Source organism: Thermoleophilum album (assembly GCF_900108055.1).
In the GTDB taxonomy this organism is placed as follows: Bacteria; Actinomycetota; Thermoleophilia; order Solirubrobacterales; family Thermoleophilaceae; genus Thermoleophilum; species Thermoleophilum album.
Genome location: NZ_FNWJ01000001.1, coordinates 1,190,277 through 1,213,717 on the forward strand (window position 1 = coordinate 1,190,277; position 23,441 = coordinate 1,213,717).

Genomic DNA, 23,441 nt, shown 5'->3' on the forward strand with positions numbered 1-23,441 from the left:
TCGGCGCCGGTTTCTCTAACCGCGCTCGACGCCGGCCGCCCGCGCCGCTTCGGGCGGCAGCGGCGTGAACTGGATCGCATGTAGGCGCAGGCCCGGGCGCTCGGCGACGATCTCGCCGCTCGTTTCGTAGAGGTCGGGTTCGCGGTCGCCGGACAAAACCGCCCAGGCAGAGCCGGCGCGGAAGCTGAAGCGCGCGGCCGCCCCCGGGCTCTCCGCCTCGAGGAAATCCTCTCCCTCCCGCCAGTTACCTGCGAGCACGAGGCGTGCGCGATCGCCCGGCAGTTCGATGTCGGCGGTCTGGGGCTCCAGCACCACGCCCGGTGCGTCCTCCGGCCGGAGCGGGGCCAGCGGCTCCGGTAGGTCGGCTTCAGGTGTTCCTTCGCGCACGAGCTCTTGGATCGCCAGCTCCGTTTCCTGATACTCCCCTTCGCCGAAGTGGATCAGTCGCAACAGGCCGCGCCGGTCGAACAAGTAGCGCGCCGGCCAGCCGCGATTGCCGAACAGCCGCCAGATCTCGAAGTCCGCGTCGAGCGCCACCGGCCAATCGATGCCGAGACGCGCGCAAGCCTGCTCGACCAGCGCCGCGTCGCGCCCGAACGAGTAGCCCGGCGCGTGGACGCCGATCAGCTCGAGCCCGTAGCGGTGGTAGCGGCGGCGCCAAGCGGCCAGGTAAGGGAGCGTCCGACGGGAGTTGATGCGGGCGAAGTCGAAGAACTCGACGAGCAGGATCGATCTACCGAGCAGCCGCTGGAGTCGCAGCTTGCGGCCACCGAGCCAACGGGTCGTTGGCGGGAAGTCAGGGATCGCGATCTCCGAGTTGGGGGCGACACGCACCGGCGATAGCATGCCCGAACGCAAAGCTTGTGGAGCCCAGGAGGACTGACACCGCGATGAACCTGTTCGAGCGAATCGAGGCGCTGCGCCGCCGTTACGACGTGCTCACGCACCCCTTCTACGTGCGCTGGTCGGAGGGCGAGCTCACACGCGAGGAGCTGGCCTTCTACGCCGGTGAATACCGGCACGCGGTCGTGGCGCTGGCTGACTGTCTCGCGGGGGCGGCCGAGCTGGCGGCCGGCGACCCGGATGAGGCGCGTCGGCTGCGCGAGCACGCGGCTGAAGAGCGCGCGCACGTTGAGCTGTGGGATCGGTTCGCGAGTGCGCTTGGTGCCGAGCTCGAGCGGCAGCCGCGGCGCGAGACCATCGAGTGCGCCGACGCTTGGCGCAGCGGCGACACGCTCGAGGAGCGTCTCGCTGTCGCTTACGCGATCGAGTCGGCGCAGCCAGCCATCGCCAAGACCAAGCTCGCTGGCCTGATCGAGCGCTACGGCTTCGAAGAAGGTCCGGCCACCGAGTACTTCGCTCTTCACTCGGAGCTCGACCATGAGCACGCAGCCCACTCGCGCCGCCTGCTCGAGCGCCGAGCTGATCTCGACGAGGACCGGCTGGTCGCGGCTGCCGAGCGCGCGCTCGCCGGCAATTGGCGTCTGCTCGACGGTTGCGAAGCCGCTTTCGGGCGCTGCGCCGCCTGCTGAGGTCACTGTTCGTCGTCGCCGCGGCGGTGGCGCTGGCAGCCGCCGCCGCGGCGACGCGGGTCGCCGCGGACTCCGCGCGTCCCGCCTGGTCGGTCGCAGTGGCGGTCGGTTCGGGCGCGCCGGGCACCCCACAGCGGCCCCGCTCCCGCCCCTTTGTCGTCACCGTCTCGATGCGCTCGCGCGGCAACACGCTCGAGTCGCCGCTGGCACGCTTGAGCATCGCCGCCGCCGGCATCGTGATCTCGCCGCGAGCGCGCCCGGCGTGCCCCGCGGACGTGCTCCGCGCCGGCATCGCCGAGGCACAGCAGCGCTGTTCACGGAGCCTCGTCGGTTTCGTTGAGGCGCGGGCGATGGTCGGTCCCAAGGGCGCCTCGCGTCGCGTTCCCCAGGTTTCGAGCTGTGATCTCGCGGGAGAGGTGTACGCGGCGGGCCGCTCGCTGGCCGTGCAGCTCTACACGGGCGCCTTGTACGGTCGCAGGTGTCTGCGAAGCATGTTTGCGGTCGCGTACGCGTCGGTGCGAGCGACCAAAGTCGGCGGGCTGCCCGCAAGCGAACTGCGCTGGGTGGTGCCCAGCGAACCGGGAGGGTTCCGTCACCCGCTGCCCGATTACGACCTCAACCTGGACTTCCTGGAGCTGAATCTGCCGCTTGGCTTCGGTCGCAACAGCGCAGACCGCAGCAAGCCGGTCGTCAGTTCGGTTGGTTGCGAGCGCAGGCGTCGGCGCAGCGTGCGCGCGGTGTTCCTCCAGGAGGACGGCACCCGCGCGACGCTGCGCCGAGAAGCGCGTTGCTAGGCGCCGCGCACGGCGGCTAGAACGCTCCCGCCCGTCAGTAGTAACGGAGGAAGTCGCGGACGCGCTCGTAGACCGGCCAGCTGTAGAGCAGCCACACGTGCTCCACGCAGCCCACGTTGAAGTTGAAGGCGCCGCTCAGCACGGTGCTCGTGTCGGGGTTGATGACTTCGTCGCAGCTCGACCAGAAGGTCCCGTACTTGACGGGCCCGGGCGTTTCGTCGCCGGCGTTCAGTTGGTCGAGTAGCGACGATCCGTACTGCATCTCCTGGCACGACGTCCACCAACCGCACAAGTAAGCGGCGTTGGTGCCGTGGTTGGGGCCGCCGAGCGAGACCCAGTGGTCGATGACCCACTGACCGCCCAGGTACTTCAGGTACCAGCGCGAGGACAAACCGCCCATCGAGTGGCTGACGATGTCGACCTTCGATGCGCCAGTAGCAGCTCGGATCTGATTGACCTTGTCGCGAATCTGCGCGGCCGTGGTGGCGTTCGACTGGCGCCAGTCGTAGGACCAGTTCCACAACTCCGAGTCGCGCCAGCCATCGGCCTTGAAGCGGCCGATCATCTTGTCCCAGTTCCAGCTTCCGCCGCTGAAGCCGTGGACGAACAGGATCGGGTTGCGCGCGGCGGCGACCGCCGGAACCACCAACAGAAGCGCCAGCGCGAGCACGCAGGCGCGCGTAGTCAGTCGCATCTCTCCCTCCTCTCTGCGTGGGGCCGCAAGGGGCTAGGAACTTTTTCTAGGCGATCGCGGCGTGTTTGGCAAACGCCGGCCGCGTGACCGTCAGCCGCGCGCGAAGAGCTCGATCAGCCGCGGCCAGACGGTCAGTTCGGCAGCGCCGCTGGCGAGCAGTACCGGGACCGCCAGCGCTACGCAGACGAGGGTCGCTGCAAGCAGCTCATGCCAGCGTTCTTGGCGGCCCAGCGTCAGCCAGGCGGCGAGCGGCAAGAACAGGGCCGTCAGCTCGGGCACGGCGTGAGGCAACAGCGAAACGAGCAGTTCGAGTCGCCCGATACCGAGCTGCGCGGCCAACGTCGCGGCCGTTCCGCCGAGCACATACGCCTGGGTGGCGAGCGAAAAACAGGTTGCAGCCCCCACGAACACCATCGCCGCCGGTCCCGCTCGCTCGTGCAGAAGCCGTTTAAGGCCGCGGTGGTGGCGGGCTTGCAGCGGCAACGAGCTGCCGGCGATGAAACCGGCGACGCAAGCGAGCGCGTGCAGAGCGAGCACCAGAGAGTTGCGCAACAGGATGTGCAGATAGTCGGTGAGTTGAGCCGGTCCGTGGTAGCCGGGCAGGTACAGGCGCGTCGGGTCTGGCACCGAGAGGGCAGCGATCACGCCGACGGTGGCGAGCAGTAGGGCGGCGATCGCGAGCGAACGCACGAGCCACGGTGCGACGACCGCGAGCGGACGGTTCTGCCACCGTGCGAGCGCACGGCGGGTGTCGTCGATGCCTTGGAAGAGGGCGAGACGCTTGGGATCCACGGGTAGCCGGGCGGCGGGCGCGCGCATCGGGTTCTGGGCCATCTCTCGGCGCGACCGTTCGCTGCCTTGAGGGCGCCCCTGTCGGGGGCGGGCGGGAACCTTGCGCAGCGTGGCTCCGCGAGTGGTTCGACAGCTTGATCGCCGCGCCGCAGGCGCACACTAACCCGACTCCCGCAGTAGGACTTAGGCTAACCTAACCCCCGGTCCGACAGGGCGGTGCGCTGGCGCCGCCGACTCGCAGCAACCAGGAGGTCTCAACGTCTTGAAGCGCATAGGGGTGCTGGTCGGTGTACTGGTCGCCGCTGCGGCGGTCGTCGCAGTGCTGACCGCGGTGCTCGGCGCCGGCTCCGAGAACGACCGTCTAGTCGTCTACACCGCTCGCGCTCATTACGGCGAAGAGGAGCCGTTCCGGCAGTTCGCGGCCGAGCGCAAGGTCGACCTCACGTTGTTCGGCGGATCCGCCTCGGAGCTCTACGAGCGTCTTCGTGCCGAGGGTCGACGCACGCGCGCCGACGTGTTCATCACCGTCGACGGCGCCAATCTCTGGCGCGCTCGCCAGGCTGGGCTTCTGGCACCGGTGCAGAGCGCCGAACTGCGACGCAACGTCCCCGCCGACCTGCGCGACCCGGACGGCTACTGGTACGGCTTGACCGTCCGCGCACGCACGATCGTGCGCTCAAGCGAGCGCGTGCCGTCCGGGCTCGTGCGGCACTACCGGGACCTCGGCGACCCACGCTGGCGCGGTCGCCTCTGTCTGCGCTCGGGCACCAGCGAGTACAACGTCTCGTTCGTGGCTGACCGCATCGCCAAGTTCGGGGCGGCAGCAACCGAACGGATGCTTCGCAGCTGGATGGCGAACCGCCCGCGCATTTACGGTTCCGACGCCGACGTGATCCAGGCGATCGCGGACGGCCGCTGCGATGTCGGACTCGTCAACTCGTACTACGTCGGTCGTGCGCTCGCTGCCGACCCAGCGCTGCCGGTGGCGCTGGAGTGGGCCGACCAGGACGGTCGCGGCACGCACGTGAACCTGTCGGGCATCGCGGTTACGCGCTACGCGCCGCACCCGCAGCTCGCGCGCCAGCTGCTCGAGTTTCTGACGCGCCCGCGCGTGCAGGCCGAGTTAGTCCGCAACAACAAGGAGTTCGCCGTCGACCCCGCCGTGCCGGCGGCGCCGGAGGTCGCGCGCTTCGGACGCTTCAAGCGCGATCCGATCGACGTCGCGGGGGCCGCGCGGCACCTGCGCGACGCGCTCCGGATGATGGAACGAGTGGGCTGGAAGTGAGCGCGCGCAGCAGCGGCATCGGGACCGCCGCGGCACTTGTCGCGATCGTGGTTGCTGGTCCTTTGTTGTCGCTGCCGGCGAGCTTTCTGGTCGAGCGCGACGCGCTGTCGCGGTTCGCGGTGTTCCTACCGGACGCGCTCACCGCGACCGTGCTGCTGATCGTCGGGGTTGGTCTCGGGACGCTGGTGATCGGCACTTTCTTGGCGGCGCTAGTCGCGTTCTTCGAGTTTCCTGGCCGGCGCCTCGTGGAGTGGGCGCTGGTGCTTCCGCTCGCCATGCCGGGCTACGTGTTCACGCTGTTCGCGCTAGGGACGGTCGGTCGAGCAGTGCCGGAGCTGCGGTCGGTCGGCGGGGCGATCGTGATCTTCACGCTGGTCCTCTATCCCTACGTGTACCTGCTCGCCCGCGCCGCCTTTCTGGGGCAGCCGCGCAGCCTGATGGAGGCTGCCAGGGGCCTTGGGGCGAGCCGCCTGCGGGCCTTCGTGAGGGTCGCGATGCCGCTCGCCCGACCCGCGATTTTGGGTGGTGTGGTTTTGGCCTTGATGGAGGCCCTGGCCGATTTCGGCACTGTCAATTTGCTCGGCGTCGAGACCTTCACGAACGCCATCTACAAGGTCTGGTTCAACGCGTTCGATCGTCCGGCAGCGATGCAGCTGGCAACCCTCTTGGCCTCGATCACCGTGACGCTGCTCTTCGTCGAGCAGCTGCTGCGCGGACGGATCGCTCGCGTCGAGGGCGGCGGGCGAAGCGCCGGCGCTCGCACACGCCTGCGGGGAGCGCTCGGATGGCTAGCGCTGAGCGCGCCGTTGTTGCTGGTGGGCGTGGTGGTAGTTGCACCACTGGCGCAACTGGCCCGCTGGGCGCTCCAGACGATCAGGTCGGGGGCGGTCGACCCCGGCTTCGTCGCAGCAGCTCGCAACAGCGTCCTGCTGGCGACGACAGCGGCGCTCTTCGTTTGTGCGATCGCGGCGCTCCTCGCCTACTCGCTGCGGGAGGCAGCGACCGGCCGACGGCGTGCGCTGGTACGCCTCGCCACGATCGGCTACGGCCTGCCCGGGTCGGTGGTCGCGGCGGCGGTGATCGCGCCGCTGGCCTTCCTCGACGAGCGCATCGCGGCGCTGCCGTTTTGGCCCGAGCGAGCACCGCTGCCGTTCACCGGCACGGTTCTCGGTCTGCTCTTCGCGTATTGCGTTCGCTTCCTTGCGATCGGCTTTCAACCGGTGCGAGCGGCGCTCGAGCGGATTCCCCGCTCCTTCGACGAAGCGGCGCGCAGCCTTGGTGCCGACGAGGGCGGCGTGGTCCGTCGCGTGCACGTGCCGCTGCTGCGCCCGAGCCTGCTGACGGCCGGGGTGCTCGTCTTTGCCGAAACGATGAAAGAGCTGCCCGCGACCGTCTTGTTGCGACCACTCGGGGGCGACACGCTCGCCGTCAAGGTTTGGCAGGCCACGGCCGAGTCACTCTGGCAGGTCGCAGCGCTGCCAGCCCTCCTGATCGTCGCCTGTTCACTGATGCCGGTGGTGCTCGCGATTCGGCTCTCGCTTCCGGCCGCCGGTAGGCGCCGCCGCCGTGCGTTTATCGCCGAGCGCGACCTGCTAGGGATCGAGGCACCGGCATGAGCGACGTCTGGGTCGAGAGGGTCACCAAGTCGTTCGGTCCGCACAAGGCGGTCGCCGATCTCTCCTTGGCGGTCGCCGCCGGCGAGCTGGTGGCGGTGCTCGGTCCCTCCGGCTGCGGCAAAACCACTTTGCTGCGCCTGATCGCCGGGTTCGAGTGCCCCGACTCGGGCACGATCACGATCGGCGGCCGCAGGGTCGCCGGGCAGGGTGAATTCGTACCGCCGGAGCACCGACGGGTCGGCATGGTGTTCCAGGACTACGCACTCTTCCCGCACCTCACGGTGGTCGAGAACGTCGCTTTCGGGCTAGCGGGGCTCGGGCGCGCCGAGCGGCGTCGGCGCACGCGCCAGGCGCTGGAGCTGGTCGGTCTCCAGCACAAGGCGTCGAACTACCCGGACGAGCTGTCGGGCGGGGAGCGGCAGCGCGTGGCATTGGCGCGCGCGCTTGCCCCGGAGCCGGCGGTGGTGCTGCTCGACGAACCGTTCTCGAACCTCGACGAGGCGCTGCGCGCGGACCTGCGCCGCGACGTGGAGCTGATCCTGCGCGAGGCGGAGGCGACGGCGATCCTCGTTACCCACGATCAGGAGGAGGCGCTCTCGCTGGCCGATCGCGTGGCCGTGATGCGAGACGGCAGGATCGTCCAGCTCGGCTCCCCCGAAGAGGTCTATGCGCGACCGGCCTCGCGCTGGGCGGCCGAGTTCGTCGGTGACGTCAACGTGATCAGCGGCGTCTCGCGAGGCGAGTGCGCCGAAACCGAACTGGGCACCTTCGATCTGCCGTCGCCGACGCCTGCCGGTCCGCTCCAGATCGCGGTCCGCCCGGAGCAGCTCGAGCTCGTGGCAGACAGCCAAGGCAACGCCGAGATCGTCGACCGCGAGTTCTACGGCCACGACGTGCTTTACCGCGTGCGGCACGAGACCGGGCGCACTTTGCTGGTGAAGACGCCGTCGCTCGAGCTGTTCGAGATCGGTCGACGCGTGCACGTGCGGCCGGCGCGGAGCGCGGTCGCGGCGCCGGTCGACTGAGTCGAAAGGCCCGCCGCCCCTCGAAAGCCCCCCGCCGCCGGCCTTGCGGCCGCACGTGCAACTTGCAAACAAAAGGGGCGCGCGGGCCAGCGGCCCGCGCGCCCCTCCTCGGGGGCAGGGGGGTTATCCGCCGATCAGCGGCGCCACCGGTACGCACGGCAGCGCCTGCGGGTGGCTCGGGTCGAGAGCGTTGAGCACCAGCGTGAGCGCTCGCCGATCGAAGGGAATCGCAAGGTGGTCGGCGAGGTCGATCGGGCAGCCGTTTTGAAGCAGCACGTTGCGCACCACGTGCCCGGCCGCGGCCGGTGTCAGTAACGCCGAGTCGTAGGGCGTTACGACCTCGTCGTACTTCGTCTGGATCACCGTGTACTGGACGCCCGCCACGGTGTCGCCCCCGGCGTTCAGCTCCTGCATGAACGACGAGCCACGGATCTGGTCGCCGCAGGCGGGGCAGAAGTCGGTCACCAGACGGACGCCGAGATCGCCGATCGGGCCAAGCAGCCTCGCGAAGTCGACGAGGCCACTCAGCGTCGTGCCGTGGTTGCTGGGCGACAGCCCGACGAGCATGCGGACCTTCGTGTTACCGCCCAACTTGTTCGTGTAGTAGCGGGGCATCATTCCGCCCTGCGAGTGTCCGACCACGTCGACTTCGCGTGCACCCGTTGCCGCACGCACGCGATCGACGAAGGCGGCAAGCTCGCGAGCCGACTGTTTGACCGGCGCCAGACCGTTCGCGAACCCGCCGGTGAGCCGGGTTCCTTGGGTCGCCCCGTAGTTGAACGAGAACACGCAGTAGCCCGAATTCTTGAGGAGGGGTGCGAGCGCGTTCCAGTTAAAGCGTTGGTTCTCGAAAGTGCCGTGCACGAGCACGACGGGATAGGGGTGCGCGGGTGTTGGCCGACAGCCCCAGTCGTTGGCGCCTGGGGGCGCGCCATTGGGATCGGCTGCCCACGCGACGAGCGCCTTCGGCAGGCTGTAGTAAACGGGCAGCTGGGCGTGGGCGACGGGTGCGCCCGCCAAACCTGCAAGCGCGAGCAGCGTCGCGAACAGGCAACGCACGGGTCGTGCCGACCGCATCACTCCTCCTTCTCCCGGGGGCGATAGCACCGGCTCGGCCCGCTTGCGAGCCGAGCCACCCGGACGGCGGTCCCTCAACCGCCGGCGAGCCCGGCCAATGTAACTGACCCGGTGTTCGGTTCGCAAGCGCTGCGCGGCGTCGGTCGGCGCGCCCGCTGCCGATGTCAGCTCGAGAACAGCTGGTGCGCGGCGGCCAAGGCCTCGCGGAGGCGATCGATGTCGTCCCGGCTGTTGTAGGCGTGGAGCGAGGCGCGGGTCGTTGCTGGCACCCCGAGCGCACGCATCAGCGGCTGCGCACAGTGGTGTCCGGCGCGCACGCACACCGCGTGGCGATCGCAGATCTCCGCGACATCGTGGGGGTGGACACCGTCGAGCGCGAACGACACGACGCCGCCGCGCTGCGACACGTCGCGCGGGCCAAAGACGCGCACGAAGGGCAGCTCCGCAAGCCGCGCGAGCGCGTACTCCGTGAGCTGGCGCTCGTGCTCGCGCACGCGCTCGAGCCCGAGTCCCCGCAGGTACTCGATCGCCGCGGCCAGCCCCACCGCCTCGGCGATCGGACTGGTGCCGGCCTCGAACTTCCAAGGCGGCTCGTTGAAAGTCGAGCTATCCAGGTCGACGCGCGCGATCATGTGGCCTCCGCCGAGAAACGGCGGCATCCGCTCGAGCAGCTCCGGCGCTGCATGGAGCACACCGATGCCCGTCGGACCGAGCGCCTTATGGCCCGTCCAGGCGTAGAAGTCGGCGCCTATCGCCGCTACGTCGACGGGCATGTGCGGTACCGCCTGCGCGCCGTCGACGAGCACCAGAGCACCCGCTGCGTGCGCCCGCCGCACCACCTCCTCGACGGGGTTGATGGTGCCCAGCACGTTGGAGACGTGGGCCACCGCCACCAAGCGCACGCGTCCGCTGGCGAGTAGCTGATCGAGCTCGTCGAGATCGAGCGTCCCGTCCTCACGGAGCGAGACGTAGCGGAGCCGCGCGCCCCGCTCGGCGCACACCAGTTGCCAGGGGACGATGTTCGAGTGGTGCTCCATCACGGTCAGCACCACTTCGTCGCCGGCGGCAAGCTCGTGCCGTGCCCAGCTGTAGGCGACGAGGTTGATCGCCTCGGTCGCGTTGCGCGTGAAAACGGTGCCCTTCGGGTGCGCGCCGACCAGTCCGGCGGCGGCTGCCCGCGCCGCTTCGTAGCGCTCGGTGGCCTCGGCCGCGATGCGGTAGACGCCACGGTGGACGTTGGCGTTGTAGCGGCGGTAGTAGTCGTCGATCGCGTCGAGCACGACGCGCGGCTTCTGCGCGGTGGCGGCGGAGTCGAGGTAAACCAGGCGGCGGCCATCCTGATGCCTCTGGAGGAGGGGGAAGTCGCCGATTGCAGCGAGTGGCTCCGACTGGGCGCCGATCGGTGGCGTCGCATCCGCTGTGGCAAGTCGTTCGTTTTGCACTTCGATCGTGCGGTGGTTCGTTCGGGCGGGCTGCAAGCAGGACCCCACTTAGAAATCCGACTATCGGAGTAGGATACCGGGCCTGCACTGGCCCCGCCCGGTGAGCACGGCTCAGGGCTCGACCAGCCCGCGCTTGATCGCGTAGCGGACGAGCTCCACGCGGTCGCGCATGCCGAGCTTCGCGAGCACGTTCGCCCGATGCGACTCGACGGTCTTCTCGGAGAGCGTCAAAAGCTCCGCGATCTGCCGGTTGGTGAAGCCCTCGGCGATCAACTTCACGACCTCGCGCTCGCGCGTGGTGAGCGGATCGGCCAACGCTTGGCGTCCCCGCTCGCGCCAGGTGTCGAGGAGCTCGCGCTGCCGTTTACCGGACACGAACGTGCCGCCGCCAGCGACCGTACGAATCGCGCGGATCAGGTCGGTGTCGGCCGCGCGCTTGACCACGTAACCGCGTGCGCCCGCTGCGAGCGCCTGCAGGAAGTAGTCGTCGTCTTCGTGCATCGACAGCATCAGTACGCGGATGTCCGGGCGCAGCGCGCGCATCTCGCGCGCAGCCTCGAGTCCGCCGATTCGCGGCATCGCCACGTCGAGGACCGCCACGTCCGGTTCGAGCGCCCGCGCGAGGGCGATCGCCTCGATCCCGTCGCCGGCCTCGCCGACCACCCGCATGTCGGGTTGCCGATCGACGAGCATCCGCAGACCCGAGCGGACGATGCCGTGGTCGTCGGCCAGCAACACCCGGATCGTGCTGTGGGCCTCGGTCTCGCTCACCTCTCCGTGTCCCCGGTCAGGGCCGCAGCCGTCAGCTGGCCGTTGCCGTCGTGCGTCACCAGGAGGGGGATCGTCGCAGACACCGCAGTGCCGCTGCCGGGGGCCGAGCGTAGGTCAAGCTCACCGCCCGCCAGCCGCGCTCTTTCCGCCATCCCCCGCAGCCCGAGGCCGCCGTCGGCGTCGCTGGTGGGGTCGAAACCGACGCCGTCGTCGGTCACGGTCAGGCGCGCGCAGTCGCCGCTGCAGGCCAGCTCGACCTCGATGCGCGTCGCCCGCGCATGGCGCTGCGCGTTGGTCAGCGCCTCCTGGGCGATGCGGTAGAGCGCCGACTGCTGGTCGGGGCTCAGGCGTTCCGGCTCGCCGCTGACCAGGAGCTCGGCGGCGACCCCGGAGCGGCTGCGCAGCCGCGCAAGTTGCGCTTCGAGCGCTGCCACCAGACCGTGGTCGTCGAGCGCTGCGGGGCGCAGCTGCCGGGCGAGCGTCACGAGTTCGTCCATTGCGCCAGACACCAGTTGCTTGAGCTCGACGACGCGCGGCCGGAGCTGTGCGGGGAGGTCGTGCGCGAGCGCCTCCAGTCGCAAGAGGATGCCGGTCAGCGCTTGGTTGGTTTCGTCGTGCAGGTCGCGAGCGAGCCGTTTGCGTTCCTCCTCTTGAGCCCGCAACACGAGCTGCCCGCTGCGGCGGCGTTCCCGCTCGATGCTCTCGAGCAGGCGCTCGAAGGCACGCGCGAGCCGGTCAATCTCAGCTATCCGTTCGTCGGGGCGCGCCAGTCGCGCCTCCGCCGGTCGCGCCGGATCTACCTGTTCCACCTCGCGGATCAAGCGGTCGAGCGGTGCAAAGCGCCGCTGCAACATCCAGACGTTGACGACGAGCGTCAGCGCGACGGCCATCATCAGGACCGCGAGCTGGCGACCCTCGAGCCGCAAACCGGCGACCAGCGTCGCCGACAAGAGAGTCAGGACGACGAGCACGGCGTTGGCCGCCACTACCTGCCCGATCAGCGAGTCGATCCGCCTGCGCATCTGGGAATCCGTCGGTGCTGCGCGCCGACGCAAAGATGGGGTCTACACCCCATATCGGCAGCGCTCTGTCGCGACGAAAATCCAGACCAGAGCGTGCCTCCGCAACGAGCTTCGCGGGGTTGCTGAAAGTGACATAGCGGGTCTGGGTTCCTCTCCCGGTCGGGGCGCCGCAGTGCGGCGCCCCGACTTATTTGGCGCGCGAGGTCGGTCGACTCGCGCTTGCGCAAATTCGCTCGACCGGGCGCACGGGCGGGCCGAGTCGCTCGACCGCGCGCACGGGCGGGTCGAGTTGCTCGACCGCGCGCCGGGGCGGGTCGAAGACGGTCGCGCTGCGGCTATCTTCTAGCCAGATTCCCTTGAACGTCGCTAGGAATTCGGGAGAGAAGATGCCGAGCGGGCAAGAGCTGATCCGCAAAGTCAAGGAGCAGATCCGCGAGATCGAGCCCAGCGATCTCCACGCGCTGCTGCACCAAAACGGTGCACGCGACGAGGTCGTACTGCTCGACGTCAGAGAGCAGGACGAATGGGACGCCGGTCACTTGCCCGGCGCGATCCACGTCCCGCGTGGTCACCTCGAGTCACGCATCGACCAGCTCGTGCCCGACCGCTCCAAGCGCCTGATCGTCTACTGCGCATCCGGCAACCGCTCCGCCCTAGCGGCACGGACGCTCGAGCAGGAGCTCGGCTACGAGCGCGTCGAATCGCTACGCGGCGGAATCACGCTGTGGAAGGACCGTGGCTACGAGGTCACGGTACCGCGCAAGCTGACCGCCGAACAGCGTGAACGCTACTCGCGGCACATCATCATCCCCGAGGTCGGGCTCGAGGGGCAGATGAAGCTCCTCGACAGCAAGGTGCTGCTGTTGGGAGCGGGCGGGCTCGGCTCGCCCGCTGCGCTCTACCTGGCTGCGGCCGGGGTGGGCACGCTCGGCATCGTCGACAACGACGTCGTCGACCGCTCGAACCTGCAGCGCCAAGTTGCGCACGCCGAGGACCGCATCGGCATGCCGAAGGTCGATTCGGCGGAGATCGCGATGAAGCAGATCAATCCCGACGTCAAGGTCGAGAAGTATCCGGTGCGGCTCGGCCCCGACAACATCCTCGAGATCATTCGCGACTACGACGTCGTCGTCGATGGGCTCGACAACTTCCCGACGCGGTACCTGCTCAACGACGCCTCCGTCCGCCTCGGGATACCGGTGGTCTCGGCATCGATCCTGGCCTTCGAAGGTCAGCTCTCCGTTTTCGCGCCGGGTCGCGGCCCCTGCTACCGCTGCCTCTACCCGACGCCACCCCCGCCCGAGCTTGCACCTTCCTGCGGCGCCGCCGGCGTGCTCGGCGTGCTGCCCGGCGTTATGGGCTTGCTGCAGGCGGTCGAGGTGATCAAGCTGGTGATCGGAATCGGGCAGCCCCTAATCGGTCGCCTCTTGCTGTACGACGCCTTGGGGGCGACCTTCACCGAGCTCAAGGTCAGGAGAGACCCGCAGTGCCCGATCTGCTCCCGCGACCCGCAGTCGATCGCCGAGGAGGAGATGGGCAAGTTCCCCGACTACGAGGCCTTCTGCGCGGGCGTTGCCTGAGCTGCGCGCGAACGGCCGACCAGAGAGCGGCCGAGCGCTTGCCAGCGGGTAGGCTTCGGCGTCGTGCCGACCATCAAGATCCCGCCCGTACTGAGAAGCTCCACCGGCGGCGAGCGCGAGATCGCCGTCGACGGCGAGAGCGTTCGCGAGGTGCTCGAAGCGCTAGCCGCACGCCACCCCGCCACGCGCAACCAGCTGTTCGGTGAGGACGGCGAGCTCAACCGCTACGTCAACGTCTACCTAAACGACGAGGACGTGCGCGTTTTGAAGGGGCTCGAGACACCGGTCGCGGCCGATGACACGGTTGTGATCCTGCCGGCGATGGCCGGCGGCGCGCTAGCGCCGCACGCGCGCCACTAGCCGCCGTGCGCCGTCGGCTGCTTGCCGCCGCTGCCGTGGGCTCCGCGCTAGCGGGGCTCGCGAGCGCTGCCAGCGCCGCGTCGTCGCTTCCCCAGCTCGCCGCGACGGGACCGCTCCCACAGCGCGAGGGCACAGCGGTCAGGGCGCGCCCGATCCGCGCGTTCGCGCCGCCCCGCCATCCGTTCATGGCCCCGAACGGCCGCAGCAACCTGCACGAGGACGCCTACCAGACGGATGCCTCGCCTAACCCCGGGCCGCTGGGGCCCGAGCTCGACCTGGCACGCCTGACGGTGGGAGGCGAGTGCGCATCGATCACTTTCGACCGCCGCGGCCGCCTGGTGACCGTGTGCGTCGGTCTCGATCGCCCGCGCCTCAAGCTGATCGAGCCGCGAACGCTGCGTGAGCTCGGCAATTTCGACCTGCCGCCGCGACCGGCTCGGCCCGGCGCCGACATCTTCACGAACTTTGCCGGCGGCGGCTACTTCTACCTCGATCAACAGGACCGCGCGGTCGTACCGACCTTCGACCGGCGGATCTTGGTTGTCCGGGAAACCGGCGCGACGGGCGAGCGGGCGTTCGCCGTCGCTGCCGCCTACTCGCTACGGCGCGTGGTACGCGACGGCGACCAGCTGATCTCGGCCCTGCCCGATTGGCAAGGACGCCTTTGGTTTGCTTCGAAAGGAGGCGTCGTCGGCTACGTCGAGCGACGCTCGGGGCGCGTGCATGCACGGGCGCTCGGTGAGCCGATCGGCAACTCGTTCGCGGTCGACGAGCACGCCGTCTACGTCGTGACCGACGTTGCGCTCTACCGCTTCGAGGCGGGCCGCGGGGGCGCTCCCCGCATCGTTTGGCGGGTCCGTTACCGCAACGATGGCCGACGCAAGCCCGGCCAGACCCAAGCGGGGTCGGGAACCACGCCGACGCTCCTCGGACGCGACCTCGTGGCGATCACCAACAACGCCGATCCGATCGAGGTGGTGGCGCTCAAGCGGGCGCCTCGGGTGCGCGGACCGCGCGTGGTTTGTCGCGTACCGGTGTTCGCACGCGGCGCGTCGTCGACCGACCAGTCTCTGATCGGCATCGGTCGCTCGCTGATCGTCGAGAACAACTACGGCTACTCGCCGTTGGCGGTCAACGGGGGCCGCTCGACGGCGCCGGGGATTTGGCGCATCGATCTCTCACGCCACGGGCGCGGTTGCCGAGTTGTCTGGCGGGCGCAGATAAGTGCACCGTCGGTGGTGCCGAAGGTGTCGCGGCGCACCGGCCTCGTCTACACGTACGAGAAGCCGCCGCGAGGGGATGGCCGCGACCCCTGGTACCTCACGGCCATCGACTTCCGCAGTGGCCGCGTCGTCTGGCGGCGCTTGGTCGGCGAGGGGCAAGCCAGCAACAACAACTACGCACCGATCACGCTGGCACCCGACGGGACGCTGTACCTCGGGGTGATACCGGGGCTCTTAGCGTTTCGGCAGTAAGCGCGGGGGCGAGTCTGCTCGGGCGGCGTTCAGAGATCGCGGAGAACCGTGACAGCCGGGCGTCGGAGCAGTCGCAACGCCAGCGCGCAAGCTGCCCCCAGGGCGGTCGTTACGACGACCGCCACTGCCGCCAGATAGGGCCAGGGCACTGCGAGCGCGTCGGGCGGCGGATCGAACACTCCGGTCAGCACCTTCACCAGCACCTGCGAAAGGAGCGCGGCGAGAACAGCACCCGCCGCTAAGCCGCCGAGTGTCACAAGCAGGGCTTCTCCTCACACGAAAGCAGCACTGCGAAGGCCAGTTCGACACGGCTGAGCCCCGACATCTCGAGAGCCGTCAAGTTCGAGCCGACGACCCGCCGCGACGTTGCATTGTCGGTTACCTGTGCTGCTGCGCCCACCACACGGCGGATCCGTCGTGCCACCAGCGACGGGCTAGTCCCGTCGGTGTCCACGAGAAAAGCGCCGACTGCGTCGCTGCCCGTTGCGCGGGCTACGTAGTCGCTCGTTCTACCGTCTTGCAGTCGTAGACGGATGCGATCGCCCGGTCGCAGTTGATGGGATCGACCCTGCTGACGCCAGCGACCCTAGCGAGCGCCGCCTCCCGTGCGGCGAGACCCAAAAGGTGCCTCCGCGAAGTGCCGCGCTTCCATAAAAGGGCGGTGTCACGACGGCAACGATTGGAGCCAGCCCTCGCACTAGTCGTGGAATCGGCCTCGCCCTCGCGCGCTCTTTGGCGCACGCCGAGGGTGGCGAGCTCGCACTGACGCGGCCGACGCCGCCGGTCTTTACGCTCGAACTGCCCGCCCGGCGGAGTGTGTGAGGGCGCATGCGACGGTTTCGAAGGCGCGCCGGCGTGATCGACCCTTACCCTTGAGCCCGAATGACTCATACGCGCTTGGAGTCGCGCCCCTGCGGGGGCAAGTACGGCGACCTCGTCGAGGCGATCGGCAACACGCCGCTGGTCGAACTGAAGACGCTGTCCCCGAAGCCGGGGGTGCGCATTTGGGCGAAGCTCGAGAGCGCCAATCCGACCGGATCGGTCAAGGATCGAGTGGCGCGCTCGTTGATCGCGGACGCCGAGGAGAAAGGGCTCATCGGTCCCGGCCAGGTGGTGCTGGAGCCGACCTCCGGTAACACCGGCATCGCCCTCGCGATGATCTGCCGCCGCAAGGGCTACCCGCTGAAGGTCGTGATGCCCGACAACGTGACGCCCGAGCGCACCGAGCTCCTGCGCATGTACGGCGCCGAGATCGTCTACTCACCGGGCGAGCAGGGCTCGAACGGGGCGGTGGCTTTGGCGCTCGAGATGGCGGAGTCCGATCCCCGCTACTACATGCCTTACCAGTACGGCAACCCTGCGAACCCCGCCGCCCACTACAACGGCACAGCGGTCGAGATCCTCGAAGAGCTCGACGAGGTCGCGGCGTTCGTGGCCGGACTCGGCACCGGAGGCACCCTCATGGGTTGCGGGCGACGGCTCAAAGAGGCGAATCCGAAGACGCTGGTGGTGGCGGCCGAACCGCTGCAAGGCGAGCTCGTCCAGGGGCTGCGCTCGCTCGAGGACGGCTACATCCCGCCGATCATCGACCTCTCACTGATCGATCGCAAGATCTTCGTTTCGAACCGCGACGCGGTGGTGTGGACGCGCAAGCTGCTCGAGGAGGAGGGCCTCTTCTGTGGTGTCTCGACGGGCGCGATCGCGGCGATCGCCGTGCGCGTAGCACGGGAACTGGACGAAGGAAACGTCGTCTTCGTGGCGCCCGACGGCGGCTGGAAGTACTTGAGCTCCGGCGTTTACACGAAGAGCATCGAGGAGCTCGAACGCGAGGGCGTGTTCGAGCGCGCTTCGTTCTGGTAGAAGCCGTTCGCGACGCCGCGTGCGCGCACCTGGACGCCGCGTGCGCGTGCCTGCTCGCGGCCGCGTGCGATCAGGGCTGCGCCTCGTCGTAGACGCCTTCGTGCCGCTCGCCGGTCTCGCGCTTGGCAGCGGTCCGCTCGCGCTGTTCGGGGGGCGCCACCTCGCCGTGCTCCTGGTCGCGCCCGTGGAGGGCGTCGCGGAACCCTCGTATCCCTTGACCGAGTGCCCTCCCGGCCTCCGGTAGTCGGCGCGGCCCGAGCACGATCAGCGCGATCACCGCGACCAGGACCAGCTCGAGAGGACCGACGTTCGGCATCGCCACGCAGAGTAGCTGGTTGCCTATCGGTCAGCCGGTGGCCACGCCGGCAGCTCGATGCCGCGCGCGCGCTCGACCAGTGCAAGCTGCTGAGCGTCAGCGCAGGCAGCGCTCGCGATCGGCACCAGGAAGACGTCGTCGTCGAGCGCCACAACCAGCTCTTCGTAGCCCGAGAGCGCCGCGCGCTCGAGACGCGCGACCGCCGCGAGCCATTGATCGCGTGCCTGTGGGACGCGGGGGGCAGGTGCCGGCTGTGCCGGCTCGCCGCCCAGGCGTCGCAGCAAACGCTCGAGGCGCTGTACGTGGGCAAGCTCGACCGCCACCATCTGGTCGGCGTCGAGCGGTACCGTCCGCGGTGTCGAGCGGTAGTGCGCAAGCGCTGCGCGCTCCACAGCGAGGAGTCGGCGTGCGCGCGTGAGTTGCTGGGCGCGGGGAGCTCCTGCAACCGGTCGCGCGCGCGCGATCGGTGCGGCGGTCAAGAACGCCGATGCGGCAGCGGTGGCGACGCCGATCGCGCGGCGTCGCGTTGTTCGTCGGGCGCTTTCAGCGCCAGCGCCGCGATGCCCGCTCGGGAGCTGCTTCACGAACGGGGTCTCCCGGTCACGAAAGCCCGCTCTGGAGCCCGCTCCCCGCGCAACGAGGCGATCAGCATGCCGTGGGCGGCGTGCGCGTAGGCCAGGCGCAGAATGCCCGAGCGTAGCTCGGGTGCGCTAATGCGGGCGAAGGCAAGGAGGTGCGTGCGCACCTCCAGATCTTCGGCGTCGCGCAGCAAGCGCAGTGCGTCCTCGCGGTTGGCGAGCACCGGCAGCTGAGCGTCGTACTCGGCGGCCAGCAAAGGCCGCGGCGGCCGCCGTCCGAGGCGTTTGATCAGCTCGCCGAGTTGTGCCGCCTGCTCCGCTTCCTGAGCCCGGATCGAAGCGGCTAACGCGCGCTCGCGCGCGGAGAGGAGAGCGGCAGCCCGCAGATAGGCGTGGCGCACCTGGTAGACGACCTCGAGCGCCTGGGCCAACAGCGCTGCGTCGGCGCGAGGATCGCGCACGAAGCGCGTGCCGCAGCCTGCCGTGAGCGGCACGAGTCCGAGCGCGGCGAGACCCGCAAGCGAGCCGGGGAGGGCGCCGCGCAGCAGGTCGCGCCGCCGCAAGCCCGAGGTCGGGGCGGCCAGCGATGCCGCCGCTTCCGCGGGCGCGCCGCTCGCTTGCGCTGTGCTTTGCACGCGCGGCAGGCTAGTCGGCGCGGGCTGCTGCTTATTCCCCAATAGGCTTCGCGTAGCGATGCTTCGAATGACACGCGCTCAGTGGCAGGCGCTGGTCGACCACGCGCGGCGCGAGGCACCGAATGAGTGCTGCGGCTACATGCGCCTACTCGACGGCCGGGTCGATGAGGTCTTTCCGGCCGAGAACATTCGTCGCTCCCCGTACGGCTACGAGCTCGGCTTCGAGGCGTTGATGGCTGCCAACGACCTCGAGGACGCCGGCTACGGGGTCGCGATCTACCACTCTCACCCGCGCAGCCCCGCGCAACCTTCGCAGACCGACATCAACCTCGCGAACTACCCGGATTGGCTGCAGGTGATCGTGTCGCTGGCCGACCCTGATCGCCCGCAGGTACGCGCCTTCTGGATAGTCGATGGCCAGGTTCGCGAGGAGCCGATCGAGGTCGAGGACGGCTGAGGTGTGGCAGTGAGGCTTCGCCGCGGCAAGCCTGCTGCCGAGGCGAAAGCCGTGTGTCCGCTCTGCGCGCGCTCGCACCGACCGCAGGAGCGCTTTTGCCGGGTCTGTGGCGTGCCGCTGCGCCCGCCGGCGGGTAGCTACCTTGCCGACCCAACTTTCGACGAGCCCGCGTGGCGGCGCCGGCTCCGGCAGCGCGCAAGGCTGCTCGACCCGCGGCTCGCCGAAGGCGAACCAGTGCCCGTTGCCGGCGCACAGAACGAAGCGGAAGCCGAGCTCCTACAAGGGCTCCTCCTCGAGGAGGGGATACCAAGCCTGATTCGCCGGCCACGTGGCTTCGATGTCCCCGACTTCCTCGCCGGCGGCCCACGCGAGCTGCTGGTCCCAGCGGCCGCTGTTGAACGGGCGCGGGAGATTCTCGCCGCCGGGACGGGCGCGTTCGCCGAAGCCGAAGCTGGTAGGTGCGAGGGAAGGGGCGCAGAGTCGTTGGCGGATCCCGGCGAGGGCCTATCGGCCGCGCCGCGGTGGTTCCGTGACCTCGGCCTGCGGCTGCTCGCCCTCGCGCTCGTCGCGCTGCTTGCGGTCGCGTCCTTCGGAAAGGCGCTCGCCGAGCTCCTAGGCCGGTAAGGAGCCGCGAGCCGGCGACAGCTCCGAGCCGACAGCTCCTAGCCGACGACCCGACGACTGATCGCCCGCCCGCGCGCATGCGTATCAACCTTCGTCGGACGCGTCCGATGTAAAGGCGCAGGGGGCCTCAGCGGTCGGCGACGGCACGGGCCGAGCCGCTCGCTGTGTTCCCCGCCACCAAGCGAGCCACGATGAGCAGGGGCAACGAGCGAGACGAGGCGCGCGCCGTACGGGGGCCTGGGCGCCGCCCACGCCTGTTCGCCGCACTGGCGAGCGCGGTGGCGATCGTCGCGGTCTCGCTGACCGTTCTCGGTGTGGGTGCTGACGCCGGTGGTGGTCCCGAGGTCAAGCCGTACCAGGCCCGCCGGGCGCTCTCCAACGCCCTCCATCAGTGGACGCAGGTGGCTCCCGTGATCGACTGGCGCAAAGGTCCCGTCGGCTTGCTCTCGCCGGCCGAAGCACCGACTGCGCTGGTCGTCGAGACGTTGCCTCCGGGTCGTGGTTACTGCCAGCTCTTCGCGGGTGACGAGCGCGATCGCGTGACGACGATGCTCTCGCGCTGGCTCGACGCGCTGCGCGCCGCCGGCTACCAACCTTCATCGCAAGCCAGCGACTGCGAAGGGTTGGCGGCCGAGATCGGCCGTGCGCACCTGTGGGCGCGCAGCGTCCTGCGACTGCAGCCGTTCGAGTACGTCGGCCTCAAGCGCGCGCTCGAGGACGAGCACGCCAGCTTCTTCCCGTTCCTGCGGGGGGCCGTGTGGCAACGCGGACGCCTGCGGCGTGAGGGGGCGACCTGGGCTCTCAAGGGCGTTTGGAGCGTCGCCTACAAGGGCGGGCGCAAGAACTTCTCGAGCAGGCGCACGGTGACGCTCGCTGCACGCTTCCGAATGCGCTCGGTGACGAGCGCCCAGATCACTTCACTGACCGTGCGTGAGATCCGGAGGTACCGCTTCCGATGAGGCTTGGCGGGTTCAAGGCGGCGCTCGCGGGCGCGCTCGCGGCGGCTCTGCTCGTACCGGCCGCGGCGGCCGCGTACGTCGAGGGACTCCCGGATTCCGCTCTCGGCGCCGCACCCGATGTGCGGCCCGTGTTCGGCCAACCGGCCGTGCCGCCGGTGCCTGCGCTGCGCGACTGCGTGCCGGCCGGTTACCCGCGCGCCGACAACGGTCGCGATCCCCGCGGGCTCGACCCACGTAGCCCCAATCCACTGGCGGGTCTGCGCTTCTTCGTGGATCCGACCGAGCCCGCCTTCCAGGAGTACGCCGAGGCGTGGCGGGAGGGTCGGGCCGAACGCGCGCGTCTACTGGCCCGCATCGCGTACGTGCCGAGGGCTCGCTGGATGGGCCGTTTCACGCGCCCGAACATGAAAAAGAAGATCCGCGACTTCCTCGAATGCGTCGCCGCGATCCAGCCTGGGACGGTGCCGATCATCGTTGTGATGCGCCATCAGGGCAAGCAGTGTTCGGACACCTACGACGGTGGCGGCCCGGCCGAGGACGCGCGCACCAAAGCGTGGTGGGACGACTTCGTCGAGGTCGTCGGTGACGCACGCGTGGTGATCGGCTTCGAGCCGGACTCGATCGGAACCATCGAGTGCCTAGCGCCGAGCCGGCGGATGGCGCGCCTGCAGCTCTTGCGCTACGGCGTCCAGAAGCTGTCGCAGCTACCGAACGCGACCGTCTACTTGGAGGCGGAGGCCGCCGACTGGCAAGACCCCGAGCTGGTCGCCGAGAAGTTGCGCATCGCAGGCATCCAGTACGCGCGCGGCTTCATGCTCAACGTCACGCACTACGAGTGGCCGCTCAACAACATCCGTTACGGCTGGGAAATCTCCAGGCTCGTCGGCAACAAGCCGTTCATCATCAACACTGGCTCGACTGGTCGCGGCCCCTACCAGTACTACCGCCGGGTGGAGGGGCGCCTCAAGCGCTTCGTCACCTGGTGCAACCCACCACGCCGCGGGCTCGGTGTGCCGACCACCGCCGACACCGGCTTCGCACGCGTGGACGCCTTCGTCTGGCTCGACCGCCCAGGCCTCTCCGACGGCACTTGCAACGGCGGTCCGCCGGTCGGCGAGTGGTGGGACGAGCGGGCGATCGATCTCGCGCGGCGGGCCACCACCTGGCTGTACTACCCGCAGCGCTTCTTCTAGGTTCTCGCCGCCAGCGCGGAGCGCTGCCGGCTTCGGTCGCCGGTGCGCGAACACAAGCGAGGGACGGTGCCGTGCCGCCACGGGCGGTACGGTTCGGACATGGACTTCAGCGCATCGGAGCGAGTGGAGCGGTTGCTCGAACGCCTGCGGGCGTTCATGGACGAACACGTGTACCCCGTCGAGCGCGAGGCGCTCGAGGCGCTGGACCGCGAGGTGCGGCCGGGTGTGCCCTATCCGCGCATCCTCGTGGAGCTGCGCGAGCGGGCCAAACGGGAGGGTTTGTGGAACCTCTTCATGCCCGACGAGCGCTACGGCCCGGGGCTTACGAACTGGGAGTACGGGATGCTCTGCGAGGAGATGGGGCGCAGCCCGATCGCGCCGCTCGTCTTCAACTGCTCGGCACCCGATACCGGAAACATGGAGATCCTCGCCGAGCACGGCAGCGAGGAGCAGAAACGCCGCTGGCTCGAGCCGCTGCTAGAGGGCGACATCCGCAGCTGCTTCTCGATGACCGAGCCGGAGACGCCCGGTTCCGACCCGACGCAGCTGGCGGCGCGTGCCGAGCTCGACGGCGACGAGTGGGTGATCAACGGGCACAAGTGGTTCACCTCCGGCTACAACGGGGCGGCGTTTGCGATCGCGATGGTCGTCACCGATCCCGACGCGCCGCCCCACCGGCGCGCGTCGATGATCATCGTCCCCACCGACACGCCGGGCTTCATCGGTGTGCGGCCGGTGTCGGTAATGGGGCACGCGGCTGGACCCGGCCACTGGGAGGTGCGCTACGAGAACTGCCGCGTGCCACGCGAGAACCTGCTTGGTGGGCGGGGCGCCGGTTTCGCGATCGCCCAGGACCGGCTCGGTCCGGGGCGCATCCACCACTGCATGCGCGCGATCGGTTCGGCCGAGCGCGCGCTCGAGGCGATGTGCCGCCGCGCCCACGAGCGCTCGCCGTTCGGTGGACCGCTCGCCGAAAAGCAGTTCGTGCAGGACTTCATCGCCAAGTCGCGGATGGAGATCGACCAGGCGCGGCTGCTCACCCTGTACGCCGCTTGGCAGATGGACACTCACGGCAAGCGCGCAGCTCGCCGGGCGATCTCGATGATCAAGGTCGTCGCCGCGCAGATGCACCAGCGCGTCCTCGATCGGGCGCTGCAGGTGCACGGCGCGCTCGGCATGTCCGACGACACGCTGCTCTCGCTGGCCTGGCGGCAGGGACGCTGGCTGCGCATCGCCGACGGTCCCGACGAGGTCCACAAGATGGTGATCGCGTTGCGTGAGCTGAACCGCTTCCGGCCAGGGTCGGAAGCTGGCGAGCGGGCGGCAGCGACAGCTACGACGCAGTAGCTGCCCG

26 protein-coding genes are annotated in these 23,441 nt (G+C 69.5%); 14 read left to right on the forward strand and 12 right to left on the reverse strand.

Annotated features, from left to right (window positions below):
- Positions 1-15: 15 nt before the first annotated feature.
- Positions 16-846, reverse strand: a complete 831-nt coding sequence (locus BLW41_RS05820; protein WP_093117052.1) for a thioredoxin domain-containing protein — start codon at positions 844-846, stop codon at positions 16-18.
- A 44-nt stretch (positions 847-890) separates the two neighbouring features.
- Here BLW41_RS05820 and BLW41_RS05825 point away from each other — a divergent pair, with 44 nt between their 5' ends.
- Together BLW41_RS05825 and BLW41_RS05830 are read left to right on the forward strand one after the other, a co-directional pair.
- Positions 891-1,532 (forward strand): iron-containing redox enzyme family protein, encoded by a 642-nt coding sequence (locus BLW41_RS05825; RefSeq protein ID WP_093117054.1) that lies wholly within the window; start codon positions 891-893, stop codon positions 1,530-1,532.
- Entirely contained in the window at positions 1,496-2,326 is an 831-nt protein-coding gene (locus tag BLW41_RS05830; protein ID WP_093117056.1) for a hypothetical protein, read from the forward strand. Before BLW41_RS05825 ends, BLW41_RS05830 begins: the two co-directional genes overlap by 37 nt.
- A gap of 34 nt (positions 2,327-2,360) precedes the next feature.
- On the opposite strand, the gene BLW41_RS05835 is transcribed toward BLW41_RS05830, so the two are convergent.
- Both BLW41_RS05835 and BLW41_RS05840 read right to left on the reverse strand, forming a co-directional pair.
- The gene (locus tag BLW41_RS05835) at positions 2,361-3,020 is read right to left on the reverse strand and encodes an esterase/lipase family protein (RefSeq protein ID WP_093117058.1); all 660 of its coding nucleotides are present in this window, start codon (positions 3,018-3,020) and stop codon (positions 2,361-2,363) included.
- 90 nt (positions 3,021-3,110) lie between these two features.
- A complete protein-coding gene (locus tag BLW41_RS05840; protein ID WP_093117060.1) occupies positions 3,111-3,854 on the reverse strand; it encodes a stage II sporulation protein M in 744 nt (247 codons plus the stop codon).
- A gap of 220 nt (positions 3,855-4,074) precedes the next feature.
- On the opposite strand from BLW41_RS05840, the gene BLW41_RS05845 reads away from it, so the two are divergent.
- From BLW41_RS05845 to BLW41_RS05855, 3 genes are read left to right on the forward strand one after another with little or no spacing between them, the layout of a single operon-like run.
- Positions 4,075-5,097 carry an extracellular solute-binding protein gene (locus BLW41_RS05845; protein WP_093117391.1) on the forward strand — a complete coding sequence of 341 codons (1,023 nt, stop codon included), beginning with the start codon at positions 4,075-4,077 and terminating at the stop codon, positions 5,095-5,097.
- Positions 5,094-6,713 carry an ABC transporter permease gene (locus BLW41_RS05850; RefSeq protein ID WP_177169358.1) on the forward strand — a complete coding sequence of 540 codons (1,620 nt, stop codon included), beginning with the start codon at positions 5,094-5,096 and terminating at the stop codon, positions 6,711-6,713. Before BLW41_RS05845 ends, BLW41_RS05850 begins: the two co-directional genes overlap by 4 nt.
- Positions 6,710-7,738 carry an ABC transporter ATP-binding protein gene (locus BLW41_RS05855; protein WP_093117064.1) on the forward strand — a complete coding sequence of 343 codons (1,029 nt, stop codon included), beginning with the start codon at positions 6,710-6,712 and terminating at the stop codon, positions 7,736-7,738. Before BLW41_RS05850 ends, BLW41_RS05855 begins: the two co-directional genes overlap by 4 nt.
- A 123-nt stretch (positions 7,739-7,861) precedes the next feature.
- Here BLW41_RS05855 and BLW41_RS05860 read toward each other — a convergent pair whose 3' ends face one another.
- The 4 genes from BLW41_RS05860 to BLW41_RS05875 form a co-directional block, all read right to left on the reverse strand.
- On the reverse strand, positions 7,862-8,815 hold the full coding sequence (locus tag BLW41_RS05860) for an esterase/lipase family protein (RefSeq protein WP_093117066.1): 954 nt from the start codon (positions 8,813-8,815) through the stop codon (positions 7,862-7,864).
- Between the two features lie 164 nt (positions 8,816-8,979).
- Positions 8,980-10,257 carry a SufS family cysteine desulfurase gene (locus BLW41_RS05865; RefSeq protein WP_281231363.1) on the reverse strand — a complete coding sequence of 426 codons (1,278 nt, stop codon included), beginning with the start codon at positions 10,255-10,257 and terminating at the stop codon, positions 8,980-8,982.
- A gap of 111 nt (positions 10,258-10,368) precedes the next feature.
- On the reverse strand, positions 10,369-11,028 hold the full coding sequence (locus tag BLW41_RS05870; RefSeq protein WP_093117068.1) for a response regulator: 660 nt from the start codon (positions 11,026-11,028) through the stop codon (positions 10,369-10,371).
- A complete protein-coding gene (locus BLW41_RS05875) occupies positions 11,025-12,050 on the reverse strand; it encodes a sensor histidine kinase (protein WP_093117070.1) in 1,026 nt (341 codons plus the stop codon). The genes BLW41_RS05870 and BLW41_RS05875 overlap by 4 nt, the downstream gene beginning before the upstream one ends.
- 386 nt (positions 12,051-12,436) lie before the next feature.
- Here BLW41_RS05875 and moeB point away from each other — a divergent pair, with 386 nt between their 5' ends.
- From moeB to BLW41_RS05895, 3 genes are all read left to right on the forward strand, one after another.
- On the forward strand, positions 12,437-13,630 hold the full coding sequence (moeB, locus tag BLW41_RS05885) for a molybdopterin-synthase adenylyltransferase MoeB (protein WP_093117074.1): 1,194 nt from the start codon (positions 12,437-12,439) through the stop codon (positions 13,628-13,630).
- A 63-nt stretch (positions 13,631-13,693) separates the two neighbouring features.
- On the forward strand, positions 13,694-13,990 hold the full coding sequence (locus BLW41_RS05890; RefSeq protein WP_093117076.1) for a ubiquitin-like small modifier protein 1: 297 nt from the start codon (positions 13,694-13,696) through the stop codon (positions 13,988-13,990).
- A 5-nt stretch (positions 13,991-13,995) separates the two neighbouring features.
- Positions 13,996-15,465, forward strand: a complete 1,470-nt coding sequence (locus tag BLW41_RS05895) for a hypothetical protein (RefSeq protein WP_093117078.1) — start codon at positions 13,996-13,998, stop codon at positions 15,463-15,465.
- A 29-nt stretch (positions 15,466-15,494) separates the two neighbouring features.
- On the opposite strand, the gene BLW41_RS05900 is transcribed toward BLW41_RS05895, so the two are convergent.
- Together BLW41_RS05900 and BLW41_RS10910 are read right to left on the reverse strand one after the other, a co-directional pair.
- Complete coding sequence (locus tag BLW41_RS05900) at positions 15,495-15,722, reverse strand: hypothetical protein (protein WP_093117080.1); 228 nt, start codon at positions 15,720-15,722, stop codon at positions 15,495-15,497.
- Positions 15,719-15,889: a hypothetical protein gene (locus BLW41_RS10910; protein WP_177169359.1), complete on the reverse strand. Its 171-nt coding sequence runs from the start codon at positions 15,887-15,889 to the stop codon at positions 15,719-15,721. Before BLW41_RS10910 ends, BLW41_RS05900 begins: the two co-directional genes overlap by 4 nt.
- A 458-nt stretch (positions 15,890-16,347) precedes the next feature.
- Between BLW41_RS10910 and BLW41_RS05905 the strand changes: the two genes are divergently transcribed.
- On the forward strand, positions 16,348-17,325 hold the full coding sequence (locus BLW41_RS05905; protein ID WP_093117082.1) for a PLP-dependent cysteine synthase family protein: 978 nt from the start codon (positions 16,348-16,350) through the stop codon (positions 17,323-17,325).
- Positions 17,326-17,395: 70 nt separating this feature from the next.
- Here the strand turns inward: BLW41_RS05905 and BLW41_RS05910 are convergent, their stop codons facing one another.
- Genes BLW41_RS05910 through BLW41_RS05920 form a run of 3 tightly spaced genes read right to left on the reverse strand, consistent with a single transcriptional unit; the run spans position 17,396 to position 18,854 of the window.
- Entirely contained in the window at positions 17,396-17,641 is a 246-nt protein-coding gene (locus tag BLW41_RS05910) for a Sec-independent protein translocase subunit TatA/TatB (RefSeq protein WP_093117394.1), read from the reverse strand.
- Between the two features lie 23 nt (positions 17,642-17,664).
- On the reverse strand, positions 17,665-18,225 hold the full coding sequence (locus tag BLW41_RS05915) for a hypothetical protein (RefSeq protein ID WP_093117084.1): 561 nt from the start codon (positions 18,223-18,225) through the stop codon (positions 17,665-17,667).
- Positions 18,222-18,854, reverse strand: a complete 633-nt coding sequence (locus BLW41_RS05920; protein WP_093117086.1) for a ferritin-like domain-containing protein — start codon at positions 18,852-18,854, stop codon at positions 18,222-18,224. The genes BLW41_RS05915 and BLW41_RS05920 overlap by 4 nt, the downstream gene beginning before the upstream one ends.
- Before the next feature lie 67 nt (positions 18,855-18,921).
- Between BLW41_RS05920 and BLW41_RS05925 the strand changes: the two genes are divergently transcribed.
- From BLW41_RS05925 to BLW41_RS05945, 5 genes are all read left to right on the forward strand, one after another.
- A complete protein-coding gene (locus BLW41_RS05925) occupies positions 18,922-19,311 on the forward strand; it encodes a M67 family metallopeptidase (RefSeq protein ID WP_177169360.1) in 390 nt (129 codons plus the stop codon).
- A gap of 9 nt (positions 19,312-19,320) precedes the next feature.
- On the forward strand, positions 19,321-19,935 hold the full coding sequence (locus BLW41_RS05930) for a putative signal transducing protein (protein WP_177169361.1): 615 nt from the start codon (positions 19,321-19,323) through the stop codon (positions 19,933-19,935).
- A gap of 191 nt (positions 19,936-20,126) precedes the next feature.
- Complete coding sequence (locus BLW41_RS05935) at positions 20,127-20,894, forward strand: hypothetical protein (RefSeq protein ID WP_143038617.1); 768 nt, start codon at positions 20,127-20,129, stop codon at positions 20,892-20,894.
- Positions 20,891-22,087: a glycoside hydrolase family 6 protein gene (locus BLW41_RS05940; RefSeq protein WP_093117094.1), complete on the forward strand. Its 1,197-nt coding sequence runs from the start codon at positions 20,891-20,893 to the stop codon at positions 22,085-22,087. Before BLW41_RS05935 ends, BLW41_RS05940 begins: the two co-directional genes overlap by 4 nt.
- Positions 22,088-22,186: 99 nt before the next feature.
- The gene (locus BLW41_RS05945; protein ID WP_093117096.1) at positions 22,187-23,434 is read left to right on the forward strand and encodes an acyl-CoA dehydrogenase family protein; all 1,248 of its coding nucleotides are present in this window, start codon (positions 22,187-22,189) and stop codon (positions 23,432-23,434) included.
- The last annotated feature ends 7 nt before the right edge of the window (positions 23,435-23,441 follow it).